Source organism: Mesorhizobium sp. P3_A10 (assembly GCF_056403175.1).
Genome location: NZ_JBFUFZ010000005.1, coordinates 22,617 through 42,184, shown reverse-complemented (window position 1 = coordinate 42,184; position 19,568 = coordinate 22,617). Strand labels below are relative to the sequence as shown.

Genomic DNA, 19,568 nt, shown 5'->3' with positions numbered 1-19,568 from the left:
CGTCGGTAGCCGTGATAACCGTTGTCAAAGGACGCAGTCGTGTGGCGAACGGCCGTGCCAAGTGACCGGGAGGATCGACTTTAGGGGTCTGATCGGATTTTCCGGCGGCAGCTCGCGTTCGTCTGCTGATGGCGCAAAGCGGTCGTGTGCGCTTTGACCTGGAAGAGTCGGTCTTGGGTCAACAGCAGACTCTGACGGACGAGCATGCCGTGTCGCCCCTTCACGCCGCCAGCACAGCCTCATCCAGCCCGCGAATGATCTTGGCCAGTTCCACGCACTCGTCATGCCGGACCTTGTTGCGCCGCCATGCCAGGCAAATCGTGCGTTGCGGCATCGGCTCCTGGAACGGCACGATCTTCAGGTCGCGCATGGTGCTGGCCGGCCGTGCCGCGATTTCCGGGATCAGCGTCACGCCGAGCCCGTGCGCCACCATCTGCAACAGCGTCGTCAGGCTGGTGGCGCCGTAGCTTGCCATCGCCACCGGGCGCACGCTGCCGCAGACGGCGAGCGCCTGTTCGCGCAGGCAATGGCCTTCCTCCAGCAGCATCAGCCTTTCCAGCGCCGGGCTTTCCGGCGGCACCGGCGGCGAGGCGAAAGCGGGATCGCCTGATGGCACGGCGAGGAAGAAGCGGTCGGCGAACAGCGCCTCGGTGATCAGGCCGGGATGGTCGAGGGGAAGCGCGGCGATGAAGGCATCGAGCTTGCCCGAATTGGTGTCGTCGAGCAGCGCTGCGGTCACCGCTTCGCGCAGTTCGAGTTGCAGCGCCGGGAAATGCCGTTTCAGCTCCGGCAGCACATGCGGCAGCAGGTAGGGCGCCACCGTCGGGATGATGCCGAGCCGGAAGCGTCCTTCCATGGCCGGGCGGCCACGCCGCGCCGTGGACTCGATCTCGCGAATGTCGGCAAGAATGCGCTCGATACGCGGCAGCATGACCAGCGCCTCGTCTGTCATCCGCACCGCTTTGCCGCCGCGCTCGAACAGCCGGCAGTTGAGCCGCTGCTCCATTTCGGCAATCTGCGACGACAGTGCCGGCTGGCTTACGCCGGCGAGTTTTGCGGCGCGGCCGAAATGCAGCGTCTGCGCCAGTGCTTCGAAATAATGCATCTGCCGAACGGTGAGGCCAATCATAAGGAAAACCTATCGCAACAAACAGGAAAGGCAATTTGTTTTTATCGGCTAGGCGGCCTAGTCTGGAACCATTCCAGAGTGGCGTGGCCCAAGGCCCGCCCGGGAAATCAGCGAATCGGAGAGCAAGATGGACGCGAACACTGACGATCCCAGCGCGGGTAAATGCCCGGTCGTGCATACGACAATTGCCAAGGCCAACCGTGACTGGTGGCCGAACCAGCTCAATGTCCAGGTTCTGCATCAGCAGTCGCCGCTGTCGGATCCGATGGGCGAGGCGTTCGACTATGCCGAGGAATTCAAAAGCCTCGACCTCGACGCCCTGATCAAGGACCTGCATGCGCTGATGACCGACTCGCAGGAGTGGTGGCCGGCCGATTTTGGCCATTATGGGCCGCTGTTCATCCGCATGGCATGGCACAGCGCCGGCACCTACCGCATCGGCGACGGCCGTGGCGGCGCCGGGGCCGGCCAGCAGCGCTTTGCGCCGCTCAACAGCTGGCCGGACAACGTCAACCTCGACAAGGCCCGACGCCTGCTGTGGCCGATCAAGCAGAAATACGGCCGCAAGATCTCCTGGGCCGACCTGATGATCCTCACCGGCAACGTCGCGCTGGAATCGATGGGCTTCAAGACCTTCGGCTTCGCCGGCGGCCGCGCCGATGTCTGGGAACCCGAGCAGGACATCTACTGGGGTCCCGAAGGCAAGTGGCTGGCCGACGAGCGCTACAGCGGGGACCGCGACCTGCAAAACCCGCTCGGCGCCGTGCAGATGGGCCTGATCTACGTCAACCCGGAAGGACCGAACGGCAACCCGGATCCGCTGGCCTCGGCGCGCGATATCAGAGACACCTTCGCCCGCATGGCCATGAATGACGAGGAAACCGTCGCGCTCATCGCCGGCGGCCACACCTTCGGCAAGACCCATGGTGCGGGCGATGCGGCCCTGGTCGGCGTCGAGCCGGAAGGCGCCGACATCGAGCAGCAGGGCCTCGGCTGGGCCAACAAGTTCGGCACCGGCAAGGGCGGCGACGCCATCGGCAGCGGCCTGGAAGTGACCTGGACCACGACCCCGACCAAGTGGAGCAACGACTTCTTCGACAATCTGTTCGGCTTCGACTGGGAACTGACCAAGAGCCCGGCCGGCGCGCATCAGTGGACGCCGAAGGGCGGCGCCGGCGCCGGCACGGTGCCGGATGCGCACAGCGCTGGAAAGCGCCACGCGCCCGCCATGCTGACCTCGGACCTGGCACTGCGCTTCGATCCGTCCTACGCAACGATCTCAAAACGCTTCCATGAGAATCCGGACCAGTTCGCCGACGCCTTTGCCCGCGCCTGGTACAAGCTGACCCATCGCGACATGGGCCCGCTGGTGCGCTATCTCGGACCGCTCGTTCCCAAGGAAGAACTGCCCTGGCAGGACGTTATTCCGGCCGTCGATCATGTGCTGATCGACGAGCAGGATGCTGAAGCGCTCAAGGCCAAGGTCCTGGCGTCCGGCCTGTCGGTGCCGCAGCTGGTCTCGGTGGCCTGGGCGTCGGCCTCGACCTTCCGCGGCTCGGACAAGCGCGGCGGCGCCAATGGCGCGCGCATTCGTCTCAGCCCCCAGAAGGACTGGGCCGTCAACCAGCCGCCAGAACTGGCCAAGGTGCTCGCCAAGCTCGAAGCGATCCAGAAGGACTTCAACGCGTCGCAGACCGGGAGCAAAAAAGTCTCGCTTGCCGACCTGATCGTTCTCGGCGGCAATGCGGCCATCGAGAAGGCCGCCGGCCACAGCGTGGACGTTCCGTTCTGGCCAGGCCGTATGGACGCGTCGCAGGAGCAGACGGACATCCACTCCTTCGCACCGCTGGAACCGACCGTTGACGGCTTCCGCAACTATGTCAGCGGCAAGCAGCGCCTGTCGCCTGAGGAGGCGCTGGTCGACCGTGCGCAACTGCTGACGCTGACCGCACCTGAGCTGACGGTTCTGGTCGGTGGTTTGCGCGTGCTCGGCGCCAATGCCGGGCAGTCGAAGCACGGCGTCTTCACCAGCCGGCCGGAAACGCTGAGCAACGACTTCTTCGTCAATTTGCTCGACATGGGCACGGAGTGGAAGGCGACGACCGACGCCAAGGACGTCTTCGAGGGCCGCGACCGCAAGACCGGCGAACTCAAATGGACCGGTACCCGTGCCGATCTCATCTTCGGTTCGCACTCGCAGTTGCGCGCCATCGCGGAAGTCTATGCGACGGCCGACGCCAAGACGAAGTTCGCGAAAGACTTCGTTGTGGCATGGACCAAGGTGATGAACGCCGACCGCTTCGATATCGCCGGCTGATCTACGCGCAAGACCCAACAAAATAGGCGCGGGCTTCGGCCCGCGCCTTTTTTACATTCAGACCCTTGGAGAAATCAGTCTTTCTCGAAGATACGCGCCTTGGCGACGACGCCGGCAATGGCGCCGCCGATCAGCGGCGCGACGATGAACAGCCAGAGCTGTTTGAGCGCGTCACCGCCCGTAAACAGTGCCGGGCCGATCGAACGCGCCGGATTGACCGAGGTGCCGGTCACCGGGATCATAGCGAAGTGAATGCCCGCCAGGGTCAGGCCGATGACCAGACCGGCGAACGCCGTCGAGTGCTTTTCCGCGGTCACGCCGAGGATCACCGTGACGAAGGTGAAGGTGCCGATCAATTCCCATAGGAACGCCGAGCTGACGCTCCATTTTGCCACGTCCCAGCCATTGGCGCCGAAGTTGGTGATGGGTTCGCCGGCTTTGCCAGAGACGATGATCCACAGCGCCAGCGAAGCCAGGATCGCGCCGATGATCTGCGCGATCCAGTAGGGGATGACATCCTTGGCCGGCAGCCGGCCGGCAAGGAATACGCCGAGCGTCACCGCCGGATTGAGATGCGCGCCCGAGATCGGACCGATCGCATAGGCCGCCGCAATCAGGCCGATGCCGAACGCCAGACCGATGCCTTCCTGGCCGAGTGGCAGCGCGCCGCCGAAGCCACCCGTCACCACCGACGCCGTGCCGATGAACACCAATAGAAATGTACCAAGAACTTCCGCCAGATAAGTCTTCATTGCCCTCTCCTCGTATCGATCCACGGCTCCGCTTTTCTGCGACGCGAATCATGCCGGGGAGAGTATTCCCAACGGAAAAACTTGGAAAGCAGAGCGGTTGCGCCACAGGTCATGCTTGCAGTCGCCTGTTGCGAACATTAGAGACCTGTCATCTATTGAGCGGTCTGTCGTTGCAGGGACATATACTGGTCGGGTAGCTTCGCCGGCCCCGATTGGCATTGCCTCACGCAGCGAGGCGGAAGCGGGGTTCAATCCGGGCGCGAAAGGCTCTAAGAGCAGGCCGAGAAGATCATGTGCTCGATTTTGGTGGAATGACGAATGCGACTGGGCGGACGGCTGGCGGCAGCCATCGAAGTGCTGGAAGACATTGGCCGGCGTCACCGGCCAGTGGCCGACGCGCTGAAGGACTGGGGCCTGTCGCACCGCTTCGCCGGTGGCGGCGACCGCGCGGCGATCGGCAACATCGTCTACGACGCGCTGCGCCACAAGCGTTCAGCCGGCTGGCTGCTCGGCGATGACACGCCGCGCGCCACCGGCTTTGGCGCCCTGCTGCTCGAATGGAACCAGACGGCGCAGTCGCTGAACCAGGCGCTGGACGGCGACAAGTTCGCACCGCCGCTTTTGACCGAAGAGGAATTGAAGACGCTCGCCGACCGCCGGCTTGCCGATGCACCGCCGGCGGTGCGGGCCGACATTCCCGACTGGTGCGCGCCGCTTCTCGAAAGGACCTTCGGCGCGGCCTGGGTCGACGAAGGGGCCGCCCTTGCCACACGCCCGCCGCTCGACCTCAGGGTCAACACGCTGCAGGCCGATCGCACCAAGGTGCTGGCCGAATTGGCCGAGACTGGCGCCAAACCAGCCCAGATCGCGCCATACGGCATTCGCATCCCGCCGATCGATGGCGACGGCAGGCACCCAAACGTTCAGGCCGAACCCGCCTTCCAGAAAGGCTGGTTCGAGGTCCAGGACGAGGGCTCGCAGATTGTCGCGGCCCTGGCCGGTGCCGAGGCCGGCATGCAGGTGCTCGACTTTTGCGCCGGCGCCGGCGGCAAGACATTGGCGCTGTCGGCGGCGATGGGCAACAAAGGCCAGGTGTTTGCCCATGATTCCGAGAAGGCGCGGCTGGCGCCGATCTTCGACCGCATGCGCCGCTCGGAAAACCGCAACGTGCAGATCGTCACCAAGCCGGCGGAACTCGCCCCGCTCACCGGCCACATGGACATCGTCCTGGTCGACGCACCTTGCACCGGCAGCGGTACCTGGCGCCGCCGTCCCGACGCCAAATGGCGGCTGACGCAAAAGCAGCTCGATGCCCGAAAGGGCGAGCAGTCGGCGATCCTCGATGCCGCCAAAGCCTACGTCAAACCAGGCGGACTGCTGGTCTACATCACCTGCTCGGTGTTCGATGAGGAGAACGGCGAACAGGTCGCCGCCTTCCGGGAACGCAACAGCGGCTTTGTCCCGGTCGATCATCGCGCGCTTTGGAACGGCCGCTTTCCAGGTCACGCGGCGGCTGCACGGGTCGGAGAAGCCGGCGATATTTCATTGTCGCCGGCGCTGAGTGGCACCGACGGGTTTTACTTCTGCGCGCTGCGCCGGGCGAACTGACCTGCCTGAAACTCCGGCAATCCGGAGCGGATCGGTCCACCGGGGGCAAAGGTGCTGATTGCTGCAGTGCAGCAATTGCGATTGCCTGCCGCCCATGCCTCTGCGATAAGCTTTGCCAGAGAAACAAAGGCGTTGGCCATGGCAGCAAAGATCGTACCCGCTCCCGACTATGAGGATCGCGTCAGGACCTCCTTTGCGCGCCAGAAGGCGATGGCAACCATCGGCGCCGAACTGACACTGGTGACGCCCGGCATCATCGAGATCGAGATGCCCTATTCGGCGGCACTGACCCAGCAGCATGGCTTCCTGCACGCCGGCGTCATTTCGACGGCGCTGGATTCAGCCTGCGGCTATGCGGCGTTTTCGCTGATGCCGGAAAGCTCCAGCGTGCTGACCATCGAATTCAAGGTCAATCTTCTGGCGCCGGGCAGGGGCGAGCGCTTCCTGTTCCGCGGCTCGGTGACAAAACCCGGCCGCACCATCATCGTCGCCGACGGCCAGGCCTATGCCTTTACCGCCGATGGCGAGGCCAAGCTGATCGCCACCATGACCGGAACGATGATGACGGTTGTCGGGCGTGATGGCATTGCGGGCTGATCCAATGGGTGACGTTGTGCGCATCGGCGGCAAGTCCGTTCTCTTCGTCATGGCGGCGCAGGCCGAATACGGCCCGCATTTGCAGCGCCTGTTCACGCCGCTGATGACCGGCGTCGGGCCGGTCGAGGCCGGCGTCAGGCTGGGCGCAGAATTGTCGCGGCTGAATTCCGAAGGCGGATTGCCGGATCTGATCGTGTCGCTCGGTTCGGCCGGCAGCCGGACGCTGGAGCAGGCGGAAATCTACCAGGCCGTTTCGGTCAGCTATCGCGACATCGATGCCTCGCCGCTCGGCTTTGAGAAGGGCGCCACACCCTTTCTCGACCTGCCGGTGACCGTGCCGCTGCCACTCCTGATTCCTGGTGTCAGGCAAGCCACGCTGTCGACCGGCGGCGCCATCATTTCCGGCGCCGCTTACGATGCGATTGCCGCTGACATGGTCGACATGGAGACCTTCGCCTGCCTGCGTGCCTGCCAGCTGTTCGGCGTGCCGCTCATCGGCTTGCGCGGCATTTCTGATGGCGCCGCCGATCTCAGGCATGTCGGCGACTGGACCGAATATCTGCACGTCATCGACGAGAAGCTGGCGGACGCGGTCGGGCGGCTCGAGCAGGCGATCGGTGACGGCCTGCTCGGCGCCTGAGCAACCGGATCAGGCAGCAAGGCGTTCCGGATCGCCGAAGTCGATACGCGAAATGCGCCCGCGCACGGTACCGGCGGCGTCGACATAGTCGATGGCTCCCGGTGTGTGGTCGAGTTTCCAGGCGCCGGTGGGGCCGTCCTGCCATTCGACCTTGTAGCCGTCGTCCTGCAGCGTCCAAAGTCCATGAAAACGGGTGCCGTCCGGCAGCAGCATATGCGCACGGGTCCCCGTTTCGTAGTGGATGAAGGCGCTTTTGCCGCCCATGTCGACGACATGCGTGGTGCCGATCATGATAATGGCCAGCGTATCCTTGTTCAGAATTGTCATTGTCCCTGTCCAAAGGTTTGAGTTCGAAAACGCTCGACGCAACGAAGATCGTCAAGTATCTTGACTATATGAGGCTTGGAGAAAATGGTCAAGGAGCTTGACGAAAAAACCGAAACGCTGCCCGATCACGTCGGCTGGCGGCTGTGGCAGGCAAGCCGTGCCTGGCAGGCGGAGTTCGCCGCCGCGATGCGCGCCGCCGGCCATGGCTGGTTCACCGAGGCGCGCGCCGGGCTGCTCGGACATATTCCCCGCGGTGGCACGCGCCAGTCGGCGCTGATCGAGCGCTCGGCGATCTCCAAGCAGGCGGTTCAACAATTGCTGGACGGGCTGGAAGCGGACGGCGTGCTGGAGCGTCTGCCCGATCCCATGGATGGCCGCGGCAAGCTGGTGCGCTACACGCGCCAGGGTCTGGACGCCTTGCGTGACGGCGACCACATCAAGCTGCAGATCGAACAGGGTTACATCGCCCGTCTCGGCCAGCAGCGGTTCGCGGCGTTGATGGACGCCTTGCGCTGCCTCGACGCCGGGCAGGCGGACGGATCGGAAAAACCCGCCGGCATTCGCGGCCAGGCACCCGAATCGAAGTGAGAGGCGCGGCTTTCTAACCCATTGCGCCGACTCATTTCTTTCTCTAAACGCTCGCCATGAAGACAGCCAATCACCCCGACACCGTCCTGATTGTCGATTTCGGCAGCCAGTTTACGCAGCTCATCGCCCGCCGCATCCGCGAGGCCGGCGTCTTTTCCGAGATCGTGCCGTTCCAGTCGGCCGAAGCAGCGTTCAAACGCATCAATCCGAAAGCCGTCATCCTATCCGGCGGCCCGGCCTCGACCTCCGATATCGGCAGCCCGCGCGCGCCGCAGATTGTCTTTGACGCCGGCGTGCCGGTGCTCGGAATCTGCTACGGCCAGATGGCGCTTTGCGTGCAGATGGGCGGCGTCGCCGAGAGTTCCGACCATCGCGAATTCGGCCGCGCCTTCGTCGAGATCGAAAAGGACAGCCCGCTGTTCGAGGGCCTGTGGGCGCCCGGCCAACGCCATCAGGTGTGGATGAGCCACGGCGACCGCGTCATCTCGCTGCCCAAAGGGTTCGAGGTGCTGGGAAAGTCGGAGGGCTCGCCCTTCGCCATCTTCGGCGATGTCGCGCGCAAAATGTACGGCATCATGTTCCACCCTGAAGTGGTGCATACGCCGGATGGCGCAAGGCTGCTGCGCAATTTCGTCCACAACATCGCCGGCATCGAGGGCGACTGGACGATGCGCGCCTACCGCGAGCATGCGGTCGAGACCATCCGCAAGCAGGTCGGCAAGGGCAAGGTGATCTGCGCGCTGTCGGGCGGGGTGGACTCCTCGGTCGCGGCCTTGCTCATCCACGAAGCCGTTGGCGACCAGCTCACCTGCATCCTCGTCGACCATGGGCTGATGCGCAAGGACGAGGCCGCAGGCGTGGTGGCGATGTTCCGCCAGCACTACAATTTGCCGCTGATCCTGGTCGACGCTTCGGAGAAGTTCATCTCGGCGCTGGAAGGCGAGTCGGACCCCGAGAAAAAGCGCAAGACCATCGGCCGGCTGTTCATCGAGGTGTTCGAAGAAGAGGCCAAGAAACTCGGCGGCGCCGATTTCCTGGCGCAAGGCACGCTCTACCCCGACGTCATCGAAAGCGTCTCCTTCTCCGGCGGCCCGTCGGTGACCATCAAGTCGCACCACAATGTCGGCGGCCTGCCCGAGCGCATGAACATGCAACTGGTCGAGCCGCTGCGCGAATTGTTCAAGGACGAGGTGCGGGCGCTGGGCAAGGAGCTCGGCCTGCCCGACAGCTTCATCGGCCGCCATCCGTTCCCCGGCCCCGGCCTTGCCATCCGCTGCCCCGGCGGCATTTCTCGCGAGAAGCTGGAGATACTGCGCGAGGCCGACGCCATCTATCTCGACGAGATCCGCAAGGCCGGCCTCTACGATGCCATCTGGCAGGCTTTTGCCGTGCTGCTGCCGGTGCAGACCGTCGGCGTCATGGGCGATGGCCGCACCTATGAATTCGTCTGCGCGCTGCGCGCCGTCACCTCGGTCGACGGCATGACGGCGGATTTCTATCACTACGACATGAACTTTCTTGCCGCCGCCGCCACCCGCATCATCAACGAAGTGCGAGGCATCAACCGCGTCGTCTACGACGTGACCTCGAAGCCGCCCGGCACGATTGAGTGGGAGTGAGGGCAAACGGTGGCGACAGCGCCGGAATGGCAGCCCTCTTCGCTCTCCGTTTTCACTGTGCGTCAGATGTCTTCGACTGTATCCTTCCTAACGATTTGGTGGATCTGATACGTCGTCGCTTCTGAAGTAAATCCCGCTCAGCCTCGCAAGGAGCTTTGGCGTACCAAGGCGTGCAAATCGGCGGGTCAGAAAAGACCGAACGGGAGAGCGAACTACGGCAACAGCATTCCCGCGTTTCCGATGTCGGCATTTGGGTATGATGCCTTGATGGCCACGTACACCTGACAATCCTCTTTTTGTCACGACTGGCTGGCACTTTTTGAGTTCAGCGGCTCAGTCGGAATAGTTCCTGCCTCCGGTTGGAACGCAGCTCGCGGTGAAATGTACGAGAGTGGCTAGGACCGAGTTCCAACGAGGCGCCCAAATCGCACTACGCCTCTGTCCTTTGCTGCTCTCGGGCAGCGCTGGCGAAGCGATCAACCCTGAAATTGTCGAGCGGCGTTTCGCAACGGTCGGTCGTGATGAGTTCGGCCATGGCGTCGCCGACGCCCGGACCGAGCTGGAAGCCGTGTCCGCTGAAGCCGAAGGCGTGGAACAGGCCTGGCGTCGTCGCCGAGCGTCCCATGACCGGCAGCATGTCCCTGACATAACCCTCGCAGCCGGACCAGGTGCGGATGACCGTAGCCTGGGCGATCGCCGGCAACAGTCGCGCTACGGCGCGCAACTGCGTCGGCAGGCGCATGGGGTCGGCTGCCGCGTGGCCTGGATCGAGGTCCACCGCTACCCTTTCGGCCGCTCCGCCGAAGACGATGTTGCCGCGCTCGACCTGACGCAGATAGGCGCCATGGTCCTTGTTGTGCGTCCAGATACCGACCACCGGCAGGATCCGATGCGGCAGCGGCTCGGTCACGCCCATCTGCGGGCCGCGGGCGTCGAGCGGAACCGCTTCGCCGAACTGCGCGGCGATGCGCGCGCCCCAGGCGCCGGCGGTGTTGAGCAGACAATCGGCGGCGAATGCACCTTTTGAACTGGTGACAAGGAAGCTGGAGCCCGTGTGGGTGATCTTCTCGACCTCAGCTCCCTCAATGATTTCCGCGCCCAGCCTGCGGGCAGAATCGGCAAAGGCCGGAGCGATCAGCCGCGGATTGCCGCTGCCGTCGTGCGGCGAGAACGACGCCGCAATAGCATCAGGACCGAGACCGGGAAAACGGGCGCGAACCTCGCGTCGGCCGAGCTCCTCCAGCTCAAGCCCCCAGGGCAGCGCCGCCTTGGCATAGGCCCGCATGTCGGCGAGGCTATCTTCATCGAAGATCAGCCGGATGTGACCGGTGGCGCGAAATTCCACGTCGCGGCCAAGCATTCTTTCGGCCTCGCCCCACAGCCTGAGCGAGCGATGGGCCAGCGGAAGCTGGGACAGATGACGCCCCGTGCGTCGGATGTTGCCGAAGGAGGCTACGGTTGCCCCAGTACCGATCCGGTTTCGATCGATCAGCGTCACGCGCGCGCCGCGCCTGGCAAGGAAATAGGCCGAAGCCGTCCCCATCAGGCCGCCGCCCAGCACGATCACATCCATGGCGCGCCCTCTTGCAAAACAGCACTCTATCTTTGACTGATCTTGTCCGCGCCGCGGCATTGCGTCAAAGATGCGTTTGAACAGAAGCCATAAGCTTTACCTATGGAGTGGCAATGCGGGCCCGGCAGCTCGAAGTGTTCATCGCCGTCATGCGCGCGGGCACCGTGACCGCCGCGGCGCGGATGCTGAACATCTCCCAGCCCGCTTTGAGCCAGATCCTGCTCCACACCGAGGACGAGCTCGGCTTCACCCTGTTCGAGCGTGTCAAGGGCCGGCTGCGGCCGACCCCGGAGGCGCTCGAGATCTTCCCTGATGCCGAGAGGTTGTCGGCGGGGCTAGAAGGCCTGCGCCGCAAGACCACCGATCTGCGTCTGGGCCGAACCGGGCTGGTGCGGGTCGCGGCTTCGCCGCCGCCGGCCATAGCCATATTGCCGCGCGCCTTCACCGGATTTCGGGCGCAGCATCCCAATATTCTGCTGCGTTCCCACATGGCGCCGATCGCCGCCATCATCGATATGCTGCGCGCCGGCGATGCCAGCCTCGGCGTGGCCATGGACGACCGCCTGCCTCCCGATATAGAGGCGGAAGTGGTCGGCAGCGTCGGCTTTTCATGCCTGCTACCCGCCGGGCATGTGTTGGCCGGGAAAACCGAGCTGACGCTCGCCGATCTCGCCGGCGAAGAATTGATATCGTATCGCGGCAACACCCGTCCCGCCGACGAACTGGCCCATGCGGCCCGCGCACAGGGCGTCACGCTTTCGCCGTCGCTCGAGGTCGACGTATCCATCTCCGCGGTCGGCTTCGTCCAGGCTGGCTTGGGCATCGCGCTCGTCGATGCGCTGCTGCCGTGGCACCAGTTTGCCGGGCTTGCCGTCAGGCCGCTCGCCGCGGGGCCGGAATTTCCGATCGCGCTGCTGACCTCGCGCACACGGGCTCTCTCGCGGGCCGATGAGATGATGCGCGACGAAATCCGAGCCGCCTGTACCGCCGTCCTGGATGAGCATCGCGCGAACGCATAAGCAAGACTTATATCCTTGCTCATCATACGTCTTGGACCCGCACCGTCCGGTCATGCCAGTTTTGCGTTGGCAGACAGGAAGGGACGCATCATGGACAGTGCCATCACGGCGGATGCCGCGCAGAGCGGGGCCGACTGGAAGGTCGGCGTCGATATCGGCGGGACATTCATCGATTTCTGCGCGCTCGAAGCCCGTTCCGGACGGGTCGCCTCGCTGAAAGTGCTGACGACGCCGGAAGATCCGGGTGCCGAACTGATGACCGGCCTCACCCTTCTGGCCGAACGCGAAGGCTTTGATCCTACGCTCATGACGCGCTTTGTGCACGGCACGACCGTCGGCATCAACACGATCATCCAGCGCAAGGGCGCGCCGCTGGCGCTGTTCACCAATGCGGGCTTCGAGGACGTGATCGAACTCGCACGGCTGCGCATGCCGGACATGTATTCGCTGTTCTGCTCGCGGCCGGACCCGCTGATCTCGCGCGACATGGTGTTCGGCATTCCGGTTCGCATGCGTGCCGATGGAAGCGAATCCAAGGCACCGGACATGGCGGCGGTGGCCAGCGCGGTGGCGGCGGCAAAAGCGAATGGAGCGCAGGGGATCATCGTCTCCTTCCTCCATTCATGGCGCAACGCCGCGCAGGAGGCCGCCGTCAAGGCGACGATCGCGCGTCTCGCGCCAGACCTCTTCGTCTTCTCCGCGGCTGAGGTGTGGCCAGTCATCCGCGAATACGAGCGCAGCTCGACCGCCATTCTCAACGGCTATGTCCATCCGCGCGTCTCGGGCTATCTGACGGCACTGGAAGAGCGGCTGAAGGACCGCGGCGTGCCGGCCCGCCCGATGCTGACGAAGTCGAACGGTGGGCTGATGAACGCTGCCGAAGGCAAGCGCGCCTGCGTCAACATGCTTTTGTCGGGAACGGCCTCTGGGGTCATAGGCGCCTCGTGGCTGGCGCGCCAGGCAGGCGAAGACAGAATTCTTACCCTCGACATCGGCGGGACCTCGGCCGACTTCGCGCTCATCATCGGCGGCGAGGCGCAGTTCGGAACCGGCGAGCTGATCGGCGAATTTCCACTGCATATCCCTTCCGTGTCGGTGAGCTCGATCGGCGTCGGCGGCGGCTCGATCGCAAGTGTGGACGCGCAAGGGGTGCTGCGCGTCGGGCCGGAGTCGGCCGGTTCGACGCCAGGGCCGGCATGCTACGACCGGGGTGGCGAGCGGGCGACGGTGACGGACGCCATGGTGGTGTGCGGATGGCTTGGCCACAGCGAGATGGCCTACGGCCAGCTCAGGATCGATGCCGGACTGGCGCATCGCGCGGTCGGCGACCTTGCCGCCCGGCTCGGCCGCCCGATCGAGCAGACCGCGCAGGCGATCCTCGACATCGCGGTGTCGGAAATGTTCGTCGAGGTCGAGAAACTCGCCTCGCGCGCCGGCGTCGACCTGCGCGATTTCACGCTGATGCCCTTCGGCGGCGGCGGCCCCATGCTCGGCGCCTTCCTGGCCCGCGAACTCGGGATGAGGCGCGTCATGGCGCCGCGCCGCCCCGGCGTGGTGTCGGCGCTGGGCGGGCTGGTAGCGGATCTGCGCGGCGACTTCATTCGCACCATCTTCAGCCCGCTGTCGAGCATGTCGCTTGCCGGGATTCGCGAGGCCTTCGAAGCCCTGGCGCGCGAGGGTCGCGACTGGCTTGCGGCGCAAGGTCATGACGGGGAGGGGGAGCTCAGTCTGTCCTGCGATATGCGCTATGTCGGGCAGAGTTATGAGATCGAGGTCGTCCTTCAACCGGAATGGCTGACGGACAGCAATACGGCCGCCATCGCGCAAGCCTTCCACCTCACCCATGAGCAGCTCTACGACTTCCACGATCCGGACGGCGAGATCGAACTTGTGAATGTCCGACTATCCGCCGTAGGCGCGGGGCCGAAACTCTCCTTCCCGGACGTCGAGGAGATCGGCGCCGCCGCCATTCCGGCGCGCCGACTGGCGGTCTACACGGGCGTAGCCGTCGAGACCATCGACCTCCACGACCGGCAAGTCCTCGTGCCGGGCAGCACGTTCCACGGGCCTGCCGTGGTCGTTCAGGAAGACACCACCTTCGCTATTCCCGCGGGAGCGCAGGTACGGGTCGACCGTCACCTCAACCTTCTGCTGACCTTCTCGGAGTAAGGCCATGTTTGACCGGACAAACCTGCAGGTTCTGGCGAACCACACCCGCGCTGCGGCCGAGAACATGGCGCACACGCTGCACCGCACCGCGCACTCCGCCTTCGTCAAGGAGACGCAGGATTTTACGGTGATGCTGATGGACCGTTCAGGCGCGACCTTCGCCGTGCCGATGGACCTCGGCGCCACCTGGTACCCGGGGCTCTCGTATCACCGCGCGATCGCGATGGTCGACGACTACCGGCCGGGCGACGTCGCGTTCACCAACGATCCCTATTCCGGCCATGTCGCCACGCACGCGCCCGACACGCATCTGTGGAAGCCGGTCTTCGTCGACGGCGAGATCGTCGCCTGGACCGGAGGGCATATCCACAACACCGACATGGGCGGTGCGGTGCCGGCTTCGCTCAGCCGGGCGCTGACCGAAATCCATCAGGAAGGCATCCGCTTTCCGCCGATGAAGCTGGTGAACGAGGGCGTCTTCGACGAGACGATACTGCGGATCATGAGCACCAATGTGCGCAAGCCCGACCTCAACATCGGCGACATCAAGGCACTGGTCGGCGCGCTCAACACCGGCGAGCGCAAGATCCAGGCGATGGTGAGGAAGTTCGGCAAGGCCGGCTTCATCGAAGGCGTTTCCGCGCTTCTCGACCATGCGGAGGCGCAAGCGCGCGACGTGCTGCGCTCGATGCCCGACGGCACGTGGGAATTCGCCGACTATGCCGACGAGGATTCGGTCGAGGCCAATCCGTGCCGGCTGAAGCTGACGCTGACGATCAAGGGCGACGAGGCGGTGCTCGACTTCACCGGCTCCGATCCGCAGCTCGGCTCTTCGCTCAACGTGCCTTCAGGCGACGACCCGCGCCACACCATGCTGCTGGTCGGCGTCTACTACGTGCTCTACACGCTCAACCCGAAGCTCCTGCTCAACACGGGCCTCACCCGGCCTGTCACCTGCATCGCACCCAAGGGGTCGGTGCTGAACCCGGTCCACCCCGCCGCCGTGGGCATGCGCTCGCTCACCTGCGCCCGGCTGCGATCGGTCATCTTCGGCGCCTTCTCGCAAGCGGTGCCGGAGCGCCTGCCAGCAGCGCCCGCCGGCAACAACTGCATCGTCAATGTGATGACCACGGACGAGCGGACCAGCCGGACCGTCATCGCAGCGGTGAACCCGGTGGTGGGCGGCGGCGGCGCGATGCCACATCGCGATGGGACCAACGGATCGGGCGCCGATGCCGCCTATCTCAAGAACACGCCGATTGAGATCACCGAGACCGAGACCCCGGTCGAGTTCGTGAAATACGGGCTTGCCCAAGACAGCGGCGGCGCGGGCCGCTGGCGCGGTGGGCTGGCGACCGAGATGGCCTTCCGTGTTTTCGCCCCCGATTCCAGGATCACGGCGCGCAACCGCGACCGCAGCTTCTTTCGTCCCTGGGGCGTGCTGGGCGGCAAGGCGGCCGGACTGTCGGACATGGTCGTCAATCCGGGGACCGAGCACGAGCGGCGGCTGGGCAACATCGACACGGCGGTGCTGCAGCCCGGTGACGTGCTCGATATCCGTTCCGCCGGAGGCGGCGGGCGCGGCGATCCGCATCAGCGCGAGCCCTGGCTGGTCGTGCAGGATGTACGGCGCGGCTATGTCTCGCCAACGGTTGCCGAGCGCGACTATGGCGTCGTCATCCGCGACGGCGAGGTCGACGAGCAGGCGACGAAGCAATTGCGTGCGCGGCATAAGCCGTCCGCCGGCCATTTCCATTTCGGCCCGGAGCGCGATGGCTACGAAGCGCAGTGGACGCCGGCGGCCTATGACCTGCTGACCGCCACACTGCGGGACTTGCCGGTCCACTGGCGGTTTTTCGCCAAGACGGAGATCTTCCGTCGCATGAAGGGGCGCTCGGGACCGGAAGGCGTCCAGGCCGCATTCGATGCGGTCTGCGAACGCTTCCCCGAACTGCCCCGTCCTCGCCCCGTGCGAGAGGCAGCGGAATGATCACCGCCGGCCGCATCGTCCGGCTGGCCGAGCGCGACCGCGCAGTGGTGCATTTCTTTCTCGACGGTGAGATGCGCGGCGCCCTTGCGGGCGACACCGTGCTGACCGCAATGCTGGCATCAGGACACGCATTGCGAAAATCCGAGTTCGGACCCGAGCCGCGCGCCGGCTTCTGCCTGATGGGAGCCTGCCAGGATTGCTGGGTATGGCAGGACGAGGGACCGCGCCTGCGGGCGTGCTCGGCACTTGTCAGCGAAGGCATGCGGTTGCGCACGACGCCACCGGAGAGCTGGCCGTGAGCGAGAGCTCGTCGCCGCGGGTCGTGATCGTGGGCGCCGGTCCGGCCGGGATAAGGGCGGCCGCGACGCTGATCGAGGCGGGACTCCATCCGGTGGTGATCGACGAAGGGCAGCGCGCAGGCGGGCAGATCTACAGGCGCCCCCCGGCCGGGTTCACCCGCACCGCGAAGCAGCTCTACGGATCGGAGGCGGCAAAGGCGGAGGCGCTGCATTCGCTCTTCGACCGGCTGGCAGAAGAGGGGCGGCTCACCCATAGCGCAGCGAGCTCGGTCATCGCCGTGCAGGACGGGCGACTGCACGTGCTGGGGGAGGGTGGCGTGCAGGTGGTCTCCTGTGACCGCCTGATCCTTGCCGCCGGCGCGTCCGACCGCGTCGCCCCGGTGCCGGGCTGGCAGAGCGCTGGCGTCTACAGCCTTGGCGCGGCGCAGATCGCGCTGAAGGCGCAGGGCGTGGCGCTTGGGCGGCGCATCGTGCTGTTCGGATCGGGGCCTTTGCTGACGCTGGTCGGCGCCCAGCTTGTCAAGGCGGGAGCTGATGTGACGGCGGTGTTGGACACCTCGCCCTGGCGCCAGCAGATGCGAGGGGCCTGGGGACTTGCGGCCCGGCCATTGGTTGCGCTGCGCGGCCTGGCCCTGCGAGCAAGGCTCGGCAGCCGCTACCATGCGGGTGTGACGCTCGAACGGATCGAGGCCGACCAACATGGTGTCACAGCGATGCGCTGGCGCGACGCCGGCGGAAGGCAGCGCCTCACCCCATGCGACATGATCGGCATGGGCTGGCACCTGCGGGCGGAAACGCATCTGGCGGAGCTCGCGCGATGCACCTTCACCTATGACGAACAGTGGCGGCAATGGCTGCCAAAGACCGACCAGATGGGTCGTGCCGGCAACGACGTCTATCTTGCGGGCGATGGGGTTCATCTTCTGGGAGCGGATGGCGCGGAGATTGCTGGGCGTCTCGCTGCGGCGGCATGCCTTGCCGATCTCGGACATCCGTTGCCTTCCGCAAGTGCCGATTTGCGCAAGCTTGCGCGGCTCGAGCGCTTTGCCCGTGGCCTGGCTCGGGCCTTTCCCTGGCCGGCCGCGATGGTGCGCGCGCTCCCCGATGAAGCGATCGTTTGCCGCTGCGAGAATGTGAGTGCCAAAGACGTACGCCAGAGTGTGGATTTCGGCGGCGGCGAAGCCAACAGGGCGAAATCGCTGTCGCGCGTCGGCATGGGGCGATGCCAGGGGCGCTATTGCCAGTTGGCTGCCGTCGAGCTCGTTGCGGCGCAAGCCGGCTGCATGCCCGACGCTGTCGGCCGGTTTCGCGGGCAGGCGCCTGTCCGGCCGGCGCCTATCGGCGCCTTTCTCCGGAACGGCTGATGCAGTTCCGGAGGCCGTGCACGGATGGCATGGATCACGTCCTAGAGCAATTCCAGGAAAAGTGTGAAACGGTTTTCCGTCCGGAATTGCGTAAAAACAAAGACATAGAGCGGTTCGGCGTTTCCGTTAAACGATGAACCGCTCTAGAAATCGGCGACCTTCCCCCAGGCCGAAGCGTCGAACCGCCGGGGATCATAGGATGTCGGGTCGACGATCGGCTCCGCTCCAGTCATCAGATCGGCGACGAGATGCCCGGCGCCGGGCCCGATGCCGAAGCCGTGTCCCGAAAATCCGGCAGCTAGGAAGAAACCCGGCACAGTATCGATCTCGCCGATGGCGGGCACGCCGTCCGGCGTGCTGTCGATGTAGCCGGCCCAGGCCGCATTGATCCTGGTCTGGCGCAGTGCCGGCAGCAGCTCGAGCGCCCGGGCGTGGGTAAGCCGAATGGTCGCGCGATCCGGAACCGGGTCGAGGATGCGCATGCGCTCCATCGGCGTCGGCTGGTCAAGCCGCCAGTGCCGGAGCGTTTCGTGGCCCGAGCACATGCCCTGAAGACCGCCGGGCGCGAGGCTTCGCCACCGCTTCAGGAACATCGGCAGGAATTGCGACGAGAAGCGCAGTTGCTGCGGCGTGATGTCCACGCGGCCACGGCCGCTTATGGCGAGGGTGTAGCCACCATCGCTGCGACGTGTGGCCGAGATCCTTGCCGTGTGCAGCGCATCCGGCAGCCCCTCTGCGCCGGGCGAGACGGACAGGATGGAGGAACGGATCGACGCCTGGGGAAAGCGGAAGCCGAACTGCCGGCAGAAGGAGGAGGCCCAGGCGCCGCCGGCCAGGACGGCCAGCTTCGTCCGGATCGTTCCGTTTTCGGTGACCACGCCACTCAGGCGGCCACCCTCGGTCTCGATACCGCGCGCGGCGCAATTCTGGTGCACGGAGCCGCTGAGCTTGAGGATGCCGCGGGCGACAGAGGGTGCGGCCCGCGACGGGTCGGCGGTGCCGTCGGTCGGCGAGAAGACGCCGCCCTTCCAGGTCCGGCCCGTGGCGCGACCCCGCTCGCTGGCCTTGGCGCCGTCGAGCATGTGCGTGGTGACGCCGGCCGTCCTGGCGAAGTCATGCCAGCGCGCCCAGCCGGCCAGCTCCGCCTCGTCATCGCTGAGATAGAGCAGGCCACAGCGGCGAAAGCCGGTGTCCTCGCCGGTTTCCGCCGCGAAGCTGTTCCACAGATCGAGGCTTCGGGTTGCCATCGGCAGCTCGCGGGCGTCGCGGTTCTGTTGGCGGCACCATCCCCAGTTTCTGGAGGATTGTTCGGCGCCGATGCGCCCCTTTTCGACAAGAGCGACCTGCATGCCGCGTCTGGCCAGATAGTAGGCCGCAAAGACGCCGACGATGCCGCCGCCGATCACCACGGCGTCCGCGGACTGTGGCGGTTCGCCAGATGTCTCGATTTGCTGCAGCTGCGCGCGCATGGTCTCTCTGCCTCGATACGCCAATCTAACGCGTTGCGCGGGCAGCCGCTGCTGCAGTTGAGGCCGAGGCAGAATTTTATTCCGGCAGCTCGGTTAAAATCGGAAGTC

The 19,568-nt window shown here is 65.4% G+C and carries 16 protein-coding genes; 11 read left to right on the top strand and 5 right to left on the bottom strand.

The genetic code is table 11. The features are described from left to right. Positions 1 to 220: 220 nt before the first annotated feature. Positions 221 to 1,129 carry a hydrogen peroxide-inducible genes activator gene (locus AC1DXU_RS19670; RefSeq protein ID WP_477371676.1) on the bottom strand — a complete coding sequence of 303 codons (909 nt, stop codon included), beginning with the start codon at positions 1,127 to 1,129 and terminating at the stop codon, positions 221 to 223. A 127-nt stretch (positions 1,130 to 1,256) separates the two neighbouring features. Here AC1DXU_RS19670 and katG point away from each other — a divergent pair, with 127 nt between their 5' ends. Continuing rightward, complete coding sequence (gene katG, locus AC1DXU_RS19665; protein WP_477371674.1) at positions 1,257 to 3,446, top strand: catalase/peroxidase HPI; 2,190 nt, start codon at positions 1,257 to 1,259, stop codon at positions 3,444 to 3,446. Positions 3,447 to 3,520: 74 nt separating this feature from the next. Here katG and AC1DXU_RS19660 read toward each other — a convergent pair whose 3' ends face one another. Continuing rightward, positions 3,521 to 4,198, bottom strand: coding sequence for an MIP family channel protein (locus AC1DXU_RS19660; protein ID WP_477311856.1), 678 nt, complete (start codon positions 4,196 to 4,198; stop codon positions 3,521 to 3,523). A 318-nt stretch (positions 4,199 to 4,516) separates the two neighbouring features. Between AC1DXU_RS19660 and AC1DXU_RS19655 the strand changes: the two genes are divergently transcribed. The 3 genes from AC1DXU_RS19655 to AC1DXU_RS19645 all read left to right on the top strand — a co-directional run bounded on the left by AC1DXU_RS19655 (position 4,517) and on the right by AC1DXU_RS19645 (position 7,043). After that, the gene (locus AC1DXU_RS19655; RefSeq protein WP_477371672.1) at positions 4,517 to 5,806 is read left to right on the top strand and encodes an RsmB/NOP family class I SAM-dependent RNA methyltransferase; all 1,290 of its coding nucleotides are present in this window, start codon (positions 4,517 to 4,519) and stop codon (positions 5,804 to 5,806) included. A 138-nt stretch (positions 5,807 to 5,944) separates the two neighbouring features. After that, a complete protein-coding gene (locus AC1DXU_RS19650; RefSeq protein WP_477311858.1) occupies positions 5,945 to 6,403 on the top strand; it encodes a PaaI family thioesterase in 459 nt (152 codons plus the stop codon). Between the two features lie 4 nt (positions 6,404 to 6,407). Then, positions 6,408 to 7,043, top strand: coding sequence for a 5'-methylthioadenosine/S-adenosylhomocysteine nucleosidase (locus tag AC1DXU_RS19645; RefSeq protein ID WP_477371670.1), 636 nt, complete (start codon positions 6,408 to 6,410; stop codon positions 7,041 to 7,043). A gap of 9 nt (positions 7,044 to 7,052) precedes the next feature. Here AC1DXU_RS19645 and AC1DXU_RS19640 read toward each other — a convergent pair whose 3' ends face one another. Next, complete coding sequence (locus AC1DXU_RS19640; protein WP_477371668.1) at positions 7,053 to 7,370, bottom strand: hypothetical protein; 318 nt, start codon at positions 7,368 to 7,370, stop codon at positions 7,053 to 7,055. Between the two features lie 84 nt (positions 7,371 to 7,454). Between AC1DXU_RS19640 and AC1DXU_RS19635 the strand changes: the two genes are divergently transcribed. Next, on the top strand, positions 7,455 to 7,958 hold the full coding sequence (locus tag AC1DXU_RS19635) for a MarR family winged helix-turn-helix transcriptional regulator (RefSeq protein WP_477371666.1): 504 nt from the start codon (positions 7,455 to 7,457) through the stop codon (positions 7,956 to 7,958). Between the two features lie 56 nt (positions 7,959 to 8,014). Then, a complete protein-coding gene (gene guaA, locus AC1DXU_RS19630) occupies positions 8,015 to 9,577 on the top strand; it encodes a glutamine-hydrolyzing GMP synthase (RefSeq protein ID WP_477371665.1) in 1,563 nt (520 codons plus the stop codon). Positions 9,578 to 10,007: 430 nt separating this feature from the next. Here guaA and AC1DXU_RS19625 read toward each other — a convergent pair whose 3' ends face one another. Next, positions 10,008 to 11,150, bottom strand: coding sequence for an NAD(P)/FAD-dependent oxidoreductase (locus AC1DXU_RS19625; RefSeq protein ID WP_477371663.1), 1,143 nt, complete (start codon positions 11,148 to 11,150; stop codon positions 10,008 to 10,010). A 113-nt stretch (positions 11,151 to 11,263) separates the two neighbouring features. On the opposite strand from AC1DXU_RS19625, the gene AC1DXU_RS19620 reads away from it, so the two are divergent. From AC1DXU_RS19620 to AC1DXU_RS19600, 5 genes are all read left to right on the top strand, one after another. Then, positions 11,264 to 12,169 carry a LysR substrate-binding domain-containing protein gene (locus AC1DXU_RS19620; RefSeq protein ID WP_477371661.1) on the top strand — a complete coding sequence of 302 codons (906 nt, stop codon included), beginning with the start codon at positions 11,264 to 11,266 and terminating at the stop codon, positions 12,167 to 12,169. A 90-nt stretch (positions 12,170 to 12,259) separates the two neighbouring features. Beyond that, the gene (locus tag AC1DXU_RS19615; protein WP_477371659.1) at positions 12,260 to 14,338 is read left to right on the top strand and encodes a hydantoinase/oxoprolinase family protein; all 2,079 of its coding nucleotides are present in this window, start codon (positions 12,260 to 12,262) and stop codon (positions 14,336 to 14,338) included. Between the two features lie 4 nt (positions 14,339 to 14,342). After that, positions 14,343 to 16,328 (top strand): hydantoinase B/oxoprolinase family protein, encoded by a 1,986-nt coding sequence (locus tag AC1DXU_RS19610; RefSeq protein ID WP_477371657.1) that lies wholly within the window; start codon positions 14,343 to 14,345, stop codon positions 16,326 to 16,328. Beyond that, positions 16,325 to 16,627 (top strand): (2Fe-2S)-binding protein, encoded by a 303-nt coding sequence (locus AC1DXU_RS19605; protein WP_477312603.1) that lies wholly within the window; start codon positions 16,325 to 16,327, stop codon positions 16,625 to 16,627. Before AC1DXU_RS19610 ends, AC1DXU_RS19605 begins: the two co-directional genes overlap by 4 nt. Next, positions 16,624 to 17,991 (top strand): FAD/NAD(P)-dependent oxidoreductase, encoded by a 1,368-nt coding sequence (locus tag AC1DXU_RS19600; RefSeq protein WP_477371655.1) that lies wholly within the window; start codon positions 16,624 to 16,626, stop codon positions 17,989 to 17,991. Before AC1DXU_RS19605 ends, AC1DXU_RS19600 begins: the two co-directional genes overlap by 4 nt. Positions 17,992 to 18,134: 143 nt before the next feature. On the opposite strand, the gene AC1DXU_RS19595 is transcribed toward AC1DXU_RS19600, so the two are convergent. Then, complete coding sequence (locus tag AC1DXU_RS19595) at positions 18,135 to 19,460, bottom strand: NAD(P)/FAD-dependent oxidoreductase (protein WP_477371654.1); 1,326 nt, start codon at positions 19,458 to 19,460, stop codon at positions 18,135 to 18,137. Between the last annotated feature and the right edge of the window lie 108 nt (positions 19,461 to 19,568).